Origin of the sequence: Caballeronia arationis, assembly GCF_001544975.2 — a bacterium.
GTDB classification, from domain to species: Bacteria; Pseudomonadota; Gammaproteobacteria; order Burkholderiales; family Burkholderiaceae; genus Caballeronia; species Caballeronia arationis.
Genome location: NZ_FCOG02000002.1, coordinates 219,856 through 235,182 on the forward strand (window position 1 = coordinate 219,856; position 15,327 = coordinate 235,182).

Consider the following 15,327-nt stretch of genomic DNA (forward strand, 5'->3'; position numbering starts at 1 on the left):
TTCCCCGAAGCGTGGCTGGAGCGCGGTGGGCGCCCGGTAATCTGTGGTCAGTGGCGGACAGGCGCGGCCGGCAAGGCCAGCAGACGATCGATGATCGTGTGGGCCAGCGCGCGCTCCCGGGCCATCGCGAGTTCGTCTGCGCGGGCTTCGACTGCCTCGGGTGCGCTCGCGCGAACCTGACCGGCAAGCCGCATGATGTTGTCCGATGCGTTTTGCAGCGCCCGCAGAAGCTCGGCCTGCGTCATCGGCAGTTCGGGGAAGGACGCCGTCGATGCGACGATCGACGCGTGGTGGCTGGCGGCTGCACTGCACGGCGCCGTATCGGTTGCGACTGCGAGACTTGCGATACCGGCGATTCCATCAATGATCTGCGACATGTCGGCGTCCTCGTGAGTGGATGAGGCTCAGTGTGAGGGCGCGACCGGGATTTCAATCGTCCGAACAAGGGCGGTTTTCCCGCCTAATTCATCGCTATTCGTCGTACCGGAAAATCTGACCGCCAGCGAATCAGGCGTCGAGCGGCATCGCGCTCGTGCCCTTTATTTCGTCGAGACAGACGATAGACTGCACGCGGCTCACGCCGGGGATGCGCATCAGCGTGTCGAGCAGGAATTCGGATAACGCCTTCAGGTCCCGCGCGACCACCTTCAGCACGTAGTCGATATCGCCGGTGACGGAGAAACATTCCTGAATCTGCGCGAGTTTCTCGACGAATTCCTTGAATCGCAGCAGGTCGCTGACATGGCCGCGCTCCATCGTCACCTGAATGAACGCGACGACTCCGAAACCGAGGCTTTCTGCGTCGAGCCGGGTTTCGTAGCGCCGGATCACGCCCATTTCCTCGAGCCGCCGGTGACGCCGCAGCGTCTGTGCGGGGGAAAGCTTGATCGTCTGCGCGAGTTCGAGGTTGGACATCCTGCCGTGCTCCTGCAGAACGGCGAGCAAGCGAAGGTCGATGCGGTCGAGAGCCAGTTTCTGCACTTTTGTTTCCTTTAAGGGGGATTAAAAGAAATCTTAGTGCATGAGCTAGGGTTTGCCACTGCGTCTTATGCAATCCTATTTTGCTATCTCGAATATACACTGGGAGCCGCTCGGGAAAGGGGCGTCGGCTAGAATTGCGATCTTCGGGCGGCCATGCAGCACGATGGTGCGGAAATTAAATTTCGCGCTGACGAAATGAAGCAAGCGACACGCCCGACACGACCGCCGCGTCACAAACGCGGACGGCTCGCAGCGCGCTGCACGGATCCATACAGGGACCGAAAGCGCGCCCGATTCAACGAGAACTAGGGAGACACCCACTGATGGTTTCAGGCAACCAGGTCAAAGAGGGCAGTGAAGTCGCACAAGGCGACGAGCTCAAGCGCGGGCTCAAGAATCGTCATATTCAGTTGATCGCGCTTGGCGGCGCGATCGGTACGGGGCTTTTCCTCGGCATCGCGCAAACGATCAAGATGGCGGGGCCGTCCGTGCTGCTCGGCTACGCGATCGCCGGCGCCATTGCGTTCCTGATCATGCGGCAGCTGGGCGAGATGGTCGTCGACGAACCGGTGGCGGGTTCGTTCAGCTATTTCGCCGACAAATACTGCGGCCACTTTTCGGGTTTCATGTCGGGCTGGAACTACTGGGTGCTGTATGTCCTCGTGAGCATGGCGGAACTATCGGCGGTCGGCATCTACGTCCAGTACTGGTGGCCGGGCATTCCCACCTGGGTCTCGGCGCTCGTGTTCTTCGGCGTCATCAACGCGATCAACCTGACGAGCGTCAAATCCTACGGCGAGATGGAATTCTGGTTCGCGATCGTGAAGGTGCTCGCGATCGTCGGCATGATCGCGTTCGGCGGCTATCTGCTCGCGTCCGGCCACGCAGGTCCGGAAGCCAGCATTGCGAACCTCTGGCAGCGCGGCGGCTTCTTTCCGAACGGCGTCTCCGGCCTCGTCATGGCGATGGCGGTCATCATGTTCTCGTTCGGCGGGCTGGAACTCGTCGGCATCACGGCGGCGGAAGCGGACGATCCGTCCCGCAGCATCCCGCGCGCAACCAACCAGGTGATCTACCGGATCCTGATTTTCTACGTGGGCGCGCTCGGCGTGCTGCTGTCGCTTTATCCGTGGGAGAAGGTCGTTACCGGCGGCAGCCCGTTCGTGCTGATTTTCCAGGCAATGAACAGCAATGTTGTCGCGCACGTGCTCAACATCGTCGTGCTGACGGCGGCGCTCTCCGTGTACAACAGCGGCGTCTATTGCAACAGCCGCATGCTGTTCGGCCTCGCGAAGCAGGGTAACGCGCCGCGCGCGCTCCTGAAAGTGAACCGGCGCGGCATTCCGCTCGCTGCGCTCGGCGTGTCGGCGCTCGCGACCTTCATCTGCGTGCTCGTCAACTACTTCATGCCCGGCCGTGCTTTCGAACTGCTGATGGGCCTCGTGGTGTCGGCGCTCATCATCAACTGGGCGATGATCAGCATCATTCACCTCAAGTTTCGTAGTGAAAAGCGCAAGGCCGGCCAGTCGACGGCGTTCCGCAGCCTCGGCTATCCGTTCACCAACTATCTGTGCCTCGCTTTCCTGGCGGGCGTTCTCGCCGTCATGTACGCAACGCCCGGTCTGCGGCTGTCCGTGTACCTGATCCCGGTCTGGCTCGCGGTGCTCGGCGTCAGCTACCGGTTCCGTCCGCACGCGGCGGGCGGATCGGCGGCGTCGGCGGGAAGGGCGCGCGCAGCCGTTACGGCACCGAAGGCCGTCGTGGCCGATAATCGTTGATAGACACCGGCGCCGCGTGTCGTTTGCGCGGCGCTTTTCCATCGGCGGCTGCCGGCCGGCCGCCGTTCCGCTCACCCGCTCCGGTTGCTCAACATCATGTTCGAACACATCGACGCCTATCCTGGCGACCCGATCCTCAGCCTCAACGAGGACTTCCAGAAGGACCCGCGCACGAGCAAGGTCAATCTGTCCATCGGCATCTATTTCGACGACAACGGCCGCCTGCCGGTCATGCGCGCCGTTCACGAAGCGGAAGCGGCGATTCTGAACGAGCCGGGTCCGAAGCCGTATCTGCCGATGGCCGGTTTCGCGCATTATCGCGACGCGGTGCAGGCGCTCGTCTTCGGCGAAGCCAATCCGGCGCGCGCGGAAGGACGCATCGCGACCGTGCAGACGCTCGGCGGCTCGGGCGCGCTGAAGGTCGGCGCGGATTTCATCCGTCGCTACTTTCCGCAATCGCAGGTGTGGGTGAGCGATCCGACGTGGGAAAACCATCGATTCATCTTCGAGCGCGCCGGTTTCGAGGTGAACACCTACCCGTACTACGACGAAGCGACGGGCGGCCTGAAGTTCGACGCGATGCTCGCCGCCATCGACGCGTTGCCGGCCCGCAGCATCGTGCTGCTGCACGCGTGCTGCCACAACCCGACGGGCGTTGATCTGGACCGCGCGCAGTGGGAGCAACTGATCGACGTGCTTCAGGAGCGGGACTTGCTGCCTTTCGTGGATATGGCGTATCAGGGCTTTGGGGCCGGACTCGACGACGACGCCTTCGCCGTGCGCGAACTGGCGCGGCGCGGCATTCCGGCGTTCGTCGCGAATTCGTTTTCGAAGAGCTTTTCGCTGTACGGCGAGCGTTGCGGCGGGCTGCATGTGATTTGCGAGGATGCGGGCGCGGCTCACCGCGTGCTCGGGCAACTGACCGGCTCGGTGCGCTCGAATTACAGCAATCCGCCGACGCATGGCGCGAAGATCGTCACGCGAGTGCTGAACACGCCCGCGCTGAAGGAATCGTGGCAGGCCGAACTGGCGGCGATGTGCCAGCGCATTGCGCGGATGCGCGTCGCGATTCACGACGGCCTGCGCGATCACGTCCACGGCGAGGCGCTGACGCGTTATGTGAAGCAGCGCGGCATGTTCACGTACACGGGCCTCTCGGCGGCGCAGGTCGACCGGCTTCGCGAGGAATTCGGCGTGTACATCCTGCGCTCGGGGCGGATGTGCGTCGCGGGGCTGAACGAGAAGAACGTCGGCACGGTGGCCGAGTCGATTGCGAAAGTGCTCGCGGACGAAAAACGCGGGCAATGAGACTGGGCGTCGAGCGGCGCCCGCAAGCAAGCTTGCATTCGGCCAGAGCAGCAGAAAACCCTGGCCGACGGGAGACGTCGATGACCAGACTTATAGCGATGATGTGCCTCTTGGGTGCGTGCATGGCGGGCGCCGCGCACGCGGAACTCAACGACCGCACGAAGAAACTACTGCAGACGCAGGCGCTGAACCGCCCGCAGCAGCAGTCGACGACCCGTAACCCCAATACGGCAGCCGACGACGAAGCGCGCAACGGTGCGCGAACGTCGGGCGGCACGGCGGGAACGGGCGCAGGTTCGCAGTCGCCGGCGCGTGGCGCGGCCGGCAACAGCCCGACGCAAAGGCCTTAGACCGGGCCGCTCAAAGCGACGGACAGGACAGCACCTGCTGACGCGGCAACACTCCGGGGCCTTGCGCGACCGGCGATCCGCGCGGCGGCGTCGCAACGAGGCGCACGCTGTTCTGTTTTCACCTGCCGTCGCCAGAACGTACAACTCCGCGCTTCCCTGCGGCTGCCAGTACACGCGATACACCGCGTCATCACGATAGACGTGCAGCGCGCCGTGCACGCGGCGGCTTTCGCGCACCAGATCCACCGGCTCACCTTCCTTTAGCGCAAACGCGCCGCTCGCCGTATCGGTCGCGGATGCCGCTGCGGCGCTTTCCAATGTGCCGCAGGCGGTATCGGCGGCGATCGCCGCATTTGCAACCGAAAACGAAAGGCACAGCAGTGTCGTCGCCAGGGTGCGTCTCATGGGTGCTCGCTTCGTGATGGACCGCCGATCATCTCATACGCGCCGCCTTCATCTTCCGGCAGGCCGTCGGCGCGTGTGCTACTTTGAAAAGGGAAAACGTGCGAAACAGGAGGCGTCCCATGTCAGTGATCGCGCCGGACGAAAAGGCCGACTTCGTGACCATCCTGCACCGGCACCGCCTGTCCGAGGACGATTTCGTGCTGCAGGAAACGGATACGACCGATATGGTCGACGATGTCTATCCGTTGCAGGGCCACTTGACGATAGTCCGCAAGTCGACGCTCAAGGAGCGGGCGTATCGCATAGGACACGGCACCAGGTGGACAACCGATTTCGAGAAGGACCTGAATAAGGGCGCGTTCGGCTGAGATTCGAATCGCCTCGCGTGCCTGAGCACAGCGGGAGGCCGAACGACAGCCGGGCGTCACAAATTGACGGCCTCTATGGCCGGGTGCATTCTTCAATGACTCGTTTCCCACCGCGGAGCCGCCGATGCCCAACTACGATTTCGCATCCTTCCGAGCCCAGCTGGCGATGCTGCTGCGGGACTTGCCGGCCGGCACGACCGCCGAGCTGACCGAGGTAACGGTCGCGTACTGGAACGGGACATGCATCGTCGGCGCGTATCTGCGCGACGGCGGCCGGCTCGACGAGGAATTCGATTTCGACGAAAACGCGTGGGGCAACTGGCGCGACGAGTTTATTTTCTGGCTGGCGGCGCCGCGCTTTGCGGAGCGCGGCGATCTGAGGGCGTGGCTTCAGGGCGAGGGTCCGCGGGCGGTTCGTGCGCTGTGATCGGGGCCTGTGCGCAAGCGGCGCGGCCGCCGCGGCTCGAAGCGCGAATCGCAAATCATGTGCAAGGGCAGGAACGCGCATTGCTGCCGAACCAGGAGGAGTGGAGCAAATTCCGCATACGGAATAGATCGAGGATCTGTCCCTGACACCAGAAGTCCGCGGCTGTCCAAGAATTAAAAATAAGACACGCGGCGCACATACACCGGCCCCATGCGCAGACGCCGGTGAAAACATTCTCCGGACGGCGCGTGGCCGCTCATCGGACCCGATCATGAACACCGAAAAGTCGCAGGCGGCCGAAGCGGAACAAGCCGGAGGCGCGCCCGACCGGGCAACCCTGAATTTTCCGGTGATCGGCATTGGCGCGTCGGCGGGCGGCATCCAGGCGCTGCTCAAATTTTTCGAGCACATGCCGAGCGACAGCGGCATGGCCTTCGTGATCGTGCTGCACCTGTCGCCTAAGCACGAAAGCCGCGCCGACCAGGTCCTGCAGCGCGTGACACAGATGCCCGTACATCAGGTGCTGAAGCCGACGCCGATCCAGCAAAACGTCGTCTATCTGATTTCGCCGTCGAACGATCTCGCGATGACCGACGGCTTTCTCAACGTCACCAGCGCCGAGCGCGCGCATGGCCGGCCGGTCGCGATCGATCTGTTTTTCCGCAGCCTCGCCGAAAATCACCGCGAGCGCGCGATCAGCATCGTCATGTCGGGCTCCGGCAGCGACGGCGCGGTGGGCATCGGCAGGATCAAGGAGCAGGCGGGCGTCACGATCGTCCAGAGCCCCGACGACGCCGAGTACGACGAGATGCCGAAGAGTGCCATCGCGACGGGACAGGCGGACATCGTGCTGCCGGTCGCGGCCATGCCGCAGAAACTGATCGAGTTGTGGCACAACGCGCGCCGGATTCGCCTGCCTGAGGCGCCGGAATTGCGCGCCCCGCACGAATCGGCGATCGACTCCGAGCAACTGCTGCGCGGCATTCTCACGACGCTGCGCGCCCGCACCGGCCACGACTTCTACCACTACAAGCGCGCGACGGTCCTGCGGCGCATCGAGCGGCGCATGCAGGTGAACGCGCTCGCGGACTTGCGCGCATACCGGCAGTTCGTCGAAGAGCACGCCGAGGAAACGTCGCTGCTGTTGCGCGACTTGCTGATCGGCGTGACGAATTTCTTTCGCGACCGCGAAGCGTTCGAAGCGGTCGAGCGCGAAATCGGGCCATCGCTGCTCGAATCGAAGAGGCACGACGACCAGATTCGCATCTGGGTGCCGGGCTGCTCGACGGGCGAGGAAGCGTATTCCCACGCGATGCTCTTCACGGAGTTGCTTGGCGCCGGCAACAGGCTGCCGGTGCTGCAGATTTTCGCCACCGATATCGACGAGCACGCGATCAACATCGCCCGTGCGGCGGTTTATCCGGAGTCGATCATCGCGGACGTGCCGTCTACGCGCCTGCGCAGCTTCTTCACGAAGACCCACGGCCACTATGTGCTCGACAAGCAGTTGCGCGAGAAAGTGCTGTTCGCGACCCACAATATCCTGCGCGATCCGCCGTTCTCGCGGCTCGACATGGTGTCGTGCCGCAACCTGCTCATTTACATGGACCGCTCGATTCAGCGCCAGGTGCTGCAGACCTTTCACTTCGCGCTGCAGCCCGCTGGCTATCTCTTTCTCGGCAGTTCCGAATCGGCGGATCTCGCCGACGAACTGTTCGTCGCCGTCGACAAGAAGCATCGCATCTATCGCGTGAAAAGTTCGGCGGTGCTCACGCGCCCCGCCCCGCCGCCGCTTGCGAGCGAGGCGCGCGCCGCGGGTGCGCGGCCGGCCGCGGAGGCCGAGAGTTCGCGCCGTCCCGGCAGCCTGTCGCTCGCGGTGCTGCATCAGCGCGCAGTCGAGCATCACGCGCCGCCGAGCGTGATCATCGACCGCGATGGCGAAATCCTCCACATGTCCGACGAAGCCGGCCGCTTCCTGCGCTACGTTGGCGGCGAGCCGTCGCATAACCTGCTCAAGCTCGTGCATCCCGACCTGCGGCTGGAATTGCGCGCGGCCCTGTCGAAGGCGGCGCTGTCCGGCGGCAATGCCGACGTGGATCGCGTGCGCTTCATGCGCGGCGAGACGGCGTCTCTCGTCGATATTTCCGTGCGCCCGTATCGCGACGACACCTCGGGCACCGACGTCGTGCTCGTGCTTTTCGACGAAACCCCCGACGTCACGCTCTCGGGCACGGACCAATCCGGCGACGCGCGCGACTCGACAGTCGTACAGATCGAGGAGGAGTTGCACCGCACGAAGGAACAGTTGCAATCGACGATCGAGCAGTCGAACACCTCGACGGAAGAGCTGAAGGCGTCGAACGAGGAGTTGCAGTCGATCAACGAGGAACTGCGCTCCGCCACCGAGGAACTCGAAACCGGCAAGGAAGAACTGCAGTCGGTGAACGAGGAACTGATCGCGGTCAACAGCGAACTGCAGGAAAAAGTCGAGGAAACCGACAAGGCGAATGACGACCTGCAGAACCTGATCGCGTCGACCGGCATCCCGACGGTGTTCGTCGACCGCGCGATGCGCATCAAGCGCTATACGAGCGCGGCCGTGAGCATTTTCAACATCATTGCGTCGGACATTGGCCGGCCGCTGCTCGACCTGACCCATCGCCTTGACTATCCCGAACTTGCCGACGACGTAGCCGCCGCCTTCGAAGATCTCAAGCCGACGCAGCGCGAAGTGAGCGCGCGGGACGGCGGCTGGTACGTGGCGCGTGTGATGCCGTACCGCACGGGCGACGATCGCATCGACGGCGCCGTGCTGACGCTCGTCGACATCAGCGCGCGGCGTCGTGCGGAACAGGCGGCGCACGCGAGCGAAGAACGGCTGAAGCTCGCGGCGCAGAGCACGGACGACTACGCGATTGTCGTGCAGGACCTCGAAGGCATCGTCGTCAGCTGGAACAAGGGCGCGGAGCGTGTGTTCGGCTTTCGAGAGGACCAGATGATCGGCAAGTCCGCCGACCTCATCTACACCGTCGGCGACCGCTCGGAAGGCGTGCCGGCCGCCGAGCGGCAGCGCGCGAACGACGAGGGCCGCGTGGAGGACGAGCGCTGGCACACGCGCCGCGACGGCCGCCGGGTGTATTGCAGCGGCGTCACGACGCTGATTCGCACGGACGGTTTCAAGGGCTTCGCCAAGATCGCGCGCGACGTGACCGAAAAGCGCAGCGCCGAAGGCATGGCGCGCGCGCAACTGAACTTCGAGCGCACGGTGCGCGCGCAGGCGGAGGCCGCGAACCGGCTCAAGGACGAATTCTTCGCGGTGCTGTCGCACGAACTTAAGAATCCGCTCAACCTGATCCACGTGAAGGCCGAGTTGCTGACGCGCGCCTTCGAGTGCCGCGACATTCCTCTCGTGCAGAGCGCCGCCGACGCGATCCGCCGCTCGGTGATCGGGCAGTCGAAGATCATCGACGACCTTCTCGATCTTTCGCGCGTGCGCACCGGCAAGCTCGCGCTGCAAGTCGCGCCGGTCGACGTCGCCGCCGTGCTGCATACCGTCGTGGAGGCGAGCGCCATCGACGCCCGCGCGAACGACATCACGCTCACGGTGACGGGCGCGGACAGCCCCGCCATCATCGAAGCCGATCCGGTTCGCGTTGAGCAGATTCTGTGGAACCTGGTGCGCAATGCGATCAAGTTCAGCTTCCGGGACGGCGAGGTGAGTCTCGCGCTCACGTGCGACGGAAGCTTCGCGTGCGTCGATGTGATCGACCGCGGACAGGGCATCGCGCCCGATTTCCTGCCGAAGATCTTCGACATGTTCAGCCAGGCCGAAGGCGCGGGACGGCGCGACCAGGGCGGACTCGGCATCGGACTGTCGCTCGTCAAGCAACTGACGGAGATGCACGGCGGGCGTATCGAGGCGCGCTCCGACGGCGTCGGACACGGCGCGCATTTCCGCCTGTGCCTGCCGGAGCGCCCGCCTGCGGTGTACGCGCCGGTGAACGTCGGCGCGACCGATCCGGCGATCCTGAAGGATCTGCGCGTGTTGCTCGTCGACGATTCGCTCGACGCGCTCGACGCCTTCCGCACGCTTCTCGAACTCGAAGGCGCGAAGGTCAGCGCGGTGTCGCGGGCGCGCGCGGCGCTCGACGAAACCGCCGCGCAAGACTTCGATCTGATTCTCTCCGACATCGGCATGCCCGAGATGAGCGGCTATGAACTCATCGGGGCATTGCGCAAGGCGCCGCGCACCGCGAAGATTCCCGCGATCGCGCTCACCGGTTTCGGCCGCGCACAGGATGCGGCGCAGGCGCTTCAAGCCGGCTTCAATGCGCACCTCGGCAAGCCGGTCTCGCTCGATTCGCTGATCGCGGCCGTGCGACGCGTGCTCGCCTGATTACATTTTCCGTCTTGTCCTTTCGTATGTGGATTGCTGGACGCGGCTGCGCCAAGGCATCCGAACGGAGCCAAGCCGACGCGAGCGGCAAGCAGGATTTTTGCCTGATCGCGTTCGCGTTGCCGTGAGCGTGGAGGTTCAGCCGATATCGGGATGCCGCACGTTCCACTGCCGGATCGCGCGGGTCTCGCGTTCGAAGCCGAGGATGCTGATCGTCGCGGTGTCGAGCAGGAGATGCGCGCCGAGCGCGGCCGAATCGCCGATCCAGCAGCCGGCCAGCACGCGCAGGAAGTGCGCGTGCGAAAAGAGCGCGATGCGTCCGCGCGACGCGGCAAGCCGCTCGACGAGCTTGCGCGCCCGCGCCTCGATTTCGCCGATGCTCTCGCCTTCGGGTATCGGCGAATCCCATATCGACCAGCCGGGCTCGCTGTCGCGTATCTCGGCCGTCGTGCGGCCCTCGTAGATGCCGTAGTCCCATTCGCGCAGTTCGGGTTCCACTTCGGCGTGCTCGCCGAGACCGGCGAGGCGGCAGGTTTCGATCGCGCGCGCCATCGGGCTCGTCAGCGCGCGGTCGAAGCGCTCTTGCGCGAGGATCGGCGCGAGCATGCGGGCCTGATCGCGGCCGTGGTCGGTGAGCGGAATGTCGGTGCGGCCGGTGTGCTGGCGCGACAGGCTCCATTGCGTTTCACCGTGACGGATCAGCCAGAGTTCGGGCTGGCCGGCGTTTTCTTCGGAAGCGGGAGCGTTCATCGTCGGGTCTCTTGGAGGTCTCGAAGGCGGTGAATGACAACCGATTCTACGGCGGCAACAGAAGCGCTGCCGGCGACCGGCCGGGTCAAATGGAACGGTTCGCTCGCGATCCGTCCCGATTCGCCACGCGGTCCGGCTTATCCGCCAAACAGGCGTGCCAAACGGACCGCGCGCAGGCACTCGCATTGCTCCAGCACGATAATCGTAGAGCGCGCAGCATCGCCAGCGCGACGTCATCGGAAGGGGAGTGCTCATGAACGGCTTGCATCTGCGGGATCCTTTTGGTGTGACGTTCCGTGGCGGATTATGCGCGCTGCTCCTCCTCGCCGCGCTCGCGGGATGCAGCGGTGGCAGTTCGAGCCAGCCGGCCACGACAACCACAACTGGCAGTTCGCCGGCAAGCGGCTCGGGCGCGGCATCGGGCGCGAGTCCGGCGTCGGGCAGCGGCACTGACATCGGTACTAACACCGGCACTGGCACCGGCACTAACACCGGAACTGGCACTAACACTGGCACTGGCACTGGCACTGGCTCTGGCACCGGCACTGGCTCTGGCTCTGGCACCGGCACTGGCACTGGCACTAACACCGGCACCGGCACTAACACCGGCACAGGCTCGAACACGGGCGGCGGCGGTTCAGGCAACGGCTCGACGAACAATCCGCCGACCGGCGGCAACACCGCAACCGCCAATCCCGCCGACGTCATCACGTATCACAACGACATCGCCCGCACCGGTCAGCGTCTGAACGAAGCCGCGCTCACCCCGGCGACCGTCAAGGCGGCGACATTCGGCAAGCTCGGCGTGTGGGCCGTCGATGGCGCCGTCGATGCCGAGCCGCTCTATCTCTCCTCGATGAAGATCGCAGGCGGCACGCACAACGTGCTGTACATCGCCACGGAGAACGCGAGCGTCTATGCGCTCGACGCCGACACCGGCGCGCGGCTCTGGCAAGTGTCGGCGCTGGCCCAGGGAGAGACGCCGAGCGATAACCACGGCTGCTTGCAGATCACGCCGAAGATCGGCATCACGGCGACGCCGGTCATCGACCGTACGCGCGGGCCAAATGGCGCGATCTATGTCGTCGCGATGTCGAAGGACGGCTCGGGCGGTTACCACCAGCGCATCCACGCGCTCGACGTGACCACCGGCGCCGAACTCTTCGGCGGACCGACGGAGATCACCGCGTCCTATCCGGGCAACGGCGCGGGCAGTTCGAACGGACGGGTTGTCTTCGATCCGGCGCAGTATGCGGAGCGCCAGTCGCTGCTGCTGCTGAACGGCGTGATCTACACCGGCTGGACGTCGCATTGCGACTTCCAGCCCTATACGGGCTGGGTGATCTCGTACAGCGCCGATACGCTCAAGCAGGCGGGCGTGCTGAACCTGACGCCGAACGGCTCCGGCGGCGCAATCTGGATGAGCGGCGCGGGGATGGCGTCGGACGGCACTTCGATCTATTTCCTCGATGCCAACGGCACCTTCGATTCGACGCTCAACGCGGCCGAACGCCCGTTGCTCGGCGATTACGGCAACGCGTTCCTGAAGCTGAGCCCGTCGCCGACGCTCTCGGTCGCGGATTATTTCCAGGCGTCGAACACGGTGCAGGAATCGAACGCCGACGAGGATCTCGGCTCGGGCGGCGCGCTCGTGCTGCCCGATCTCGCGGACGCAGGCGGCACGATCCACCATCTCGCGCTCGGCGCGGGCAAGGATTCGATCATCTACGTCGTGAACCGCGACTCGATGGGCAAGTTCGATTCGAACGCGGACCACATCTACCAGGAGATCAGCGGCCAGATCAGCGGACCGGAATTCGGCATGCCCGCGTACTGGAACAACACGGTGTATTTCGGCTCGATCGGCGATCACATCAAGGCGTTCAGGATCAGCAACGCGCGCCTCGTGACCACGCCTGCGAGCCAGTCGCCGAACAGCTTCGGCTCGCCGGGCACGACGCCGAGCATTTCGGCGAACGGCACCACGAACGGCCTCCTGTGGGCGGCCGAAAACGGCGCGATCGCCGTGCTGCACGCCTACGACGCGACCAATCTCGCGACGGAGCTCTACAACAGCAACCAGTCGGGTTCGCGCGACCAGTTCGGCCCGGGCAACAAGTTCATCACGCCGATGATCGCGAACGGCAAGGTGTACGTGGGCACGTCGAGCAGCGTGGCGGTGTTCGGGTTGCTGAGGTAGCTGCGTGCCTACGCCACATCGACGACGATCTTGCCGCGCGCCGAGCCGCTCGTGATCGCGTCGTAGGCGAGTTCCGCCATATGCAGATCGAAGCGGCGCGAATCGACGCGCGGCGCCAGTTGGCCGGCTTCCGCGAGAAGCGTCGCCTCGCGCAGCATCTCGCCGTGATGCGCGCGATATTTTCCTGTCAGCAGCGGATAAAGCGTGAACACGCCCGAATAGGTCGCTTCGCGAAACGACAGCGGTGCGAGTCCGTGCGTGCCCCAGCCGAGCGCACTGACGACATGGCCGAAGTGCTTCACCGCCGCGAACGAGGCGTCGAGCGTGGCGCCGCCGACCGTGTCCACCACGAGATCGAATCCGGCGCCCTCGGTCAGCGCCGCGACGTATTGCTCGACTGTCCGCGCACGATGATCGACCGGCGTGGCGCCGGCTTGCGCGACGATATCGAGGTCGCGGGCGCTGGCGGTGGCCGCGACCGTCGCCCCGAGCGCGCGCGCCAGTTGCACGGCGACGAAGCCGACGCCGCCCGCGCCGCCCTGCACGAGCACGGTCTGGCCCGGCTGCAAGCGCGCCCGATCGACGATTCCCGAGTACGCCGTGACGAACGCGAGCGGTAGCGCTGCCGCCTCGCGCATCGAGAGATTCGCGGGCTTCTTCGCGAGGAGTGCAGCATCGACGGCAGCGTACTGCGCGAGCGACCCCTGAATGCCGCCGACGCCGCCCGTCATTCCGTAGACCTCGTCGCCGGCCTTGAACGCGCTGACGCCCGCGCCGACTTCCTCGACCACGCCCGCCATATCGATGCCGAGCACGAGCGGCAGCGGATGCTGCGCATGCGCAGCGCCGCCCGCGCGGATCTTGGTATCGAGCGGATTGAGGCCGCTCGCCGCGATGCGGACCAGTACCTGCCCGGCCGCCGGTGCGGGCTTCGGCAGATCGGTGATTTCGAGTGGGCCATTGTAGCGGTTGAGCACGAGCGCTTGCATCGTCGACATGACAGGGTCCTTTTGCAGTGGATTCGATGAGTCCATAATCGTCCATGCGAAAAAGTATGTAAATCGACGTTACTGCACGGCATCCATACAAAAATGAATGAGATGAGACTCGACTGGAGCGACGTGCGCGTGTTCCTCGCGGTGGCGCGCGCGGGCACGCTCGGCGCGGCGGCAAAGCAGACCGGCCAGACGCAGCCGACGATGGGCCGGCGCCTGCGTGCGCTCGAAGCAGCGCTGGGTCATACGCTATTCCAGCGGACCAGCGATGGCTTCGTCCTCACCGACGAAGGCAATGCCGTGCTCGGCCACGCGGAACGGATGGAGGAGGAAGCGCTCGGATTCTCGCGCGCGCTCGCGGGCAGCGAGGAGCAGTTGAGCGGACTGCTGCGCGTGTCGTCTTCGGACTGGTTCGGCGAGCATGTGCTCACGCCGGTGTTCGCGCGGTTTCTGGCGCGGCACAGGAGCGTCTCGCTGGAACTGGTCACGGATACGCGGCGCTTCAATCTCGCGCGCCGCGAAGCGGATCTGGCCGTGCGCATCACGCCGTTCGACGAGCCGGACATCGTGCAGCGCAAGCTCATGCGCATGGACTACGCGCTCTACGGCCACGCGGATCTCGTCGCGCCCGTCGCGGGTTCCGGCGACGGTCAGACGCTCATCAGCATGGACAGCGCATTCGGTGCGCTGCCGGATGTCGAGTGGATCAAGCGCAAGCTGCCGAAGGCGCGCATCGCGTTCACGAGCAACAACCGCGGCGCGCAGGCGCGGATGTGCGCCGAGGGCGGCGGCTTTGCGGTGCTGCCGTGTCTGCTCGGCGATGCGACGCCTGGCCTCGCGCGCATCGATCTCGGCGAAGCACCGCCGGGGCGTGACGTGTGGATCGGTTATCACCGCGATTTGCGGCGGCTCGCGCGGCTGCGCGCGCTGATCGGCGCCGTGGTGGACGCGCTGACTTCAGCGTGACGGCAGCCAGGCGAACGACGCGCTCACCGATTCGCCGGGTGCCAGCACGCATCCGCCTTTATGCTGCACTGGCGCGTCGAGATTGATCCAGTCGACGGTGTTCGTCACCGGCTCCACGCACAACAGAGACGGCTCGCCAGCGGGTGCATAGAGAACCATGTGATCGAACGGCGCGTCGGCCTTGAGCGTCACGGCGCGCGCTTCGTCGGGCCACGCGATGGTCGCGCTGCGCGACCAGCCGGCGAAGTTGTTGTCGAGATCGAACGCGTCGGCGGACATGCCTTGCGGCGACGCCAGTTGCAGGATGCACGCGTGAGGACCGAGTCGGGTGTGCGCCGTGAAAAGGTGGCGCTTTCCAGTGGGTGTAAGTCCCACCCGGCAAATGCTCCAGCCGGAAGCAACC

General features: G+C 65.2%; 13 protein-coding genes. 8 read left to right on the forward strand and 5 right to left on the reverse strand.

Annotation, left to right across the window (positions count from 1 at the left end; translation table 11 throughout):
* Positions 1-47: 47 nt before the first annotated feature.
* Together AWB81_RS02180 and AWB81_RS02185 are read right to left on the reverse strand one after the other, a co-directional pair.
* On the reverse strand, positions 48-377 hold the full coding sequence (locus tag AWB81_RS02180) for a hypothetical protein (RefSeq protein WP_062632248.1): 330 nt from the start codon (positions 375-377) through the stop codon (positions 48-50).
* 130 nt (positions 378-507) lie between these two features.
* A complete protein-coding gene (locus AWB81_RS02185) occupies positions 508-981 on the reverse strand; it encodes an Lrp/AsnC family transcriptional regulator (RefSeq protein WP_062632249.1) in 474 nt (157 codons plus the stop codon).
* Between the two features lie 323 nt (positions 982-1,304).
* On the opposite strand from AWB81_RS02185, the gene AWB81_RS02190 reads away from it, so the two are divergent.
* The 6 genes from AWB81_RS02190 (at position 1,305) to AWB81_RS02220 (ending at position 10,013) form a co-directional block, all read left to right on the forward strand.
* Positions 1,305-2,759 (forward strand): amino acid permease, encoded by a 1,455-nt coding sequence (locus AWB81_RS02190; protein ID WP_062632250.1) that lies wholly within the window; start codon positions 1,305-1,307, stop codon positions 2,757-2,759.
* Between the two features lie 96 nt (positions 2,760-2,855).
* On the forward strand, positions 2,856-4,067 hold the full coding sequence (locus AWB81_RS02195; protein ID WP_062632278.1) for an amino acid aminotransferase: 1,212 nt from the start codon (positions 2,856-2,858) through the stop codon (positions 4,065-4,067).
* Positions 4,068-4,147: 80 nt separating this feature from the next.
* Positions 4,148-4,417 (forward strand): hypothetical protein, encoded by a 270-nt coding sequence (locus AWB81_RS02200; protein WP_143753704.1) that lies wholly within the window; start codon positions 4,148-4,150, stop codon positions 4,415-4,417.
* Positions 4,418-4,941: 524 nt separating this feature from the next.
* Positions 4,942-5,190: a hypothetical protein gene (locus AWB81_RS02210; protein ID WP_062632252.1), complete on the forward strand. Its 249-nt coding sequence runs from the start codon at positions 4,942-4,944 to the stop codon at positions 5,188-5,190.
* Positions 5,191-5,314: 124 nt separating this feature from the next.
* On the forward strand, positions 5,315-5,617 hold the full coding sequence (locus AWB81_RS02215; RefSeq protein WP_062632253.1) for a hypothetical protein: 303 nt from the start codon (positions 5,315-5,317) through the stop codon (positions 5,615-5,617).
* Positions 5,618-5,888: 271 nt separating this feature from the next.
* The gene (locus AWB81_RS02220) at positions 5,889-10,013 is read left to right on the forward strand and encodes a CheR family methyltransferase (RefSeq protein ID WP_062632254.1); all 4,125 of its coding nucleotides are present in this window, start codon (positions 5,889-5,891) and stop codon (positions 10,011-10,013) included.
* A 138-nt stretch (positions 10,014-10,151) separates the two neighbouring features.
* On the opposite strand, the gene AWB81_RS02225 is transcribed toward AWB81_RS02220, so the two are convergent.
* Positions 10,152-10,763, reverse strand: a complete 612-nt coding sequence (locus AWB81_RS02225) for a histidine phosphatase family protein (RefSeq protein WP_062632255.1) — start codon at positions 10,761-10,763, stop codon at positions 10,152-10,154.
* Between the two features lie 706 nt (positions 10,764-11,469).
* Between AWB81_RS02225 and AWB81_RS02230 the strand changes: the two genes are divergently transcribed.
* Positions 11,470-12,963 carry a PQQ-binding-like beta-propeller repeat protein gene (locus AWB81_RS02230; protein WP_062632279.1) on the forward strand — a complete coding sequence of 498 codons (1,494 nt, stop codon included), beginning with the start codon at positions 11,470-11,472 and terminating at the stop codon, positions 12,961-12,963.
* An 8-nt stretch (positions 12,964-12,971) separates the two neighbouring features.
* On the opposite strand, the gene AWB81_RS02235 is transcribed toward AWB81_RS02230, so the two are convergent.
* Positions 12,972-13,961: a zinc-dependent alcohol dehydrogenase family protein gene (locus AWB81_RS02235; RefSeq protein ID WP_062632256.1), complete on the reverse strand. Its 990-nt coding sequence runs from the start codon at positions 13,959-13,961 to the stop codon at positions 12,972-12,974.
* Between the two features lie 93 nt (positions 13,962-14,054).
* On the opposite strand from AWB81_RS02235, the gene AWB81_RS02240 reads away from it, so the two are divergent.
* Complete coding sequence (locus tag AWB81_RS02240) at positions 14,055-14,924, forward strand: LysR family transcriptional regulator (protein WP_062632257.1); 870 nt, start codon at positions 14,055-14,057, stop codon at positions 14,922-14,924.
* Here the strand turns inward: AWB81_RS02240 and AWB81_RS02245 are convergent.
* Positions 14,916-15,327 (reverse strand): aldose epimerase family protein (locus tag AWB81_RS02245; protein WP_445344332.1); only part of this gene is annotated, 412 nt, incomplete at its 5' end. The two genes, AWB81_RS02240 and AWB81_RS02245, sit on opposite strands and share 9 nt — an antisense overlap.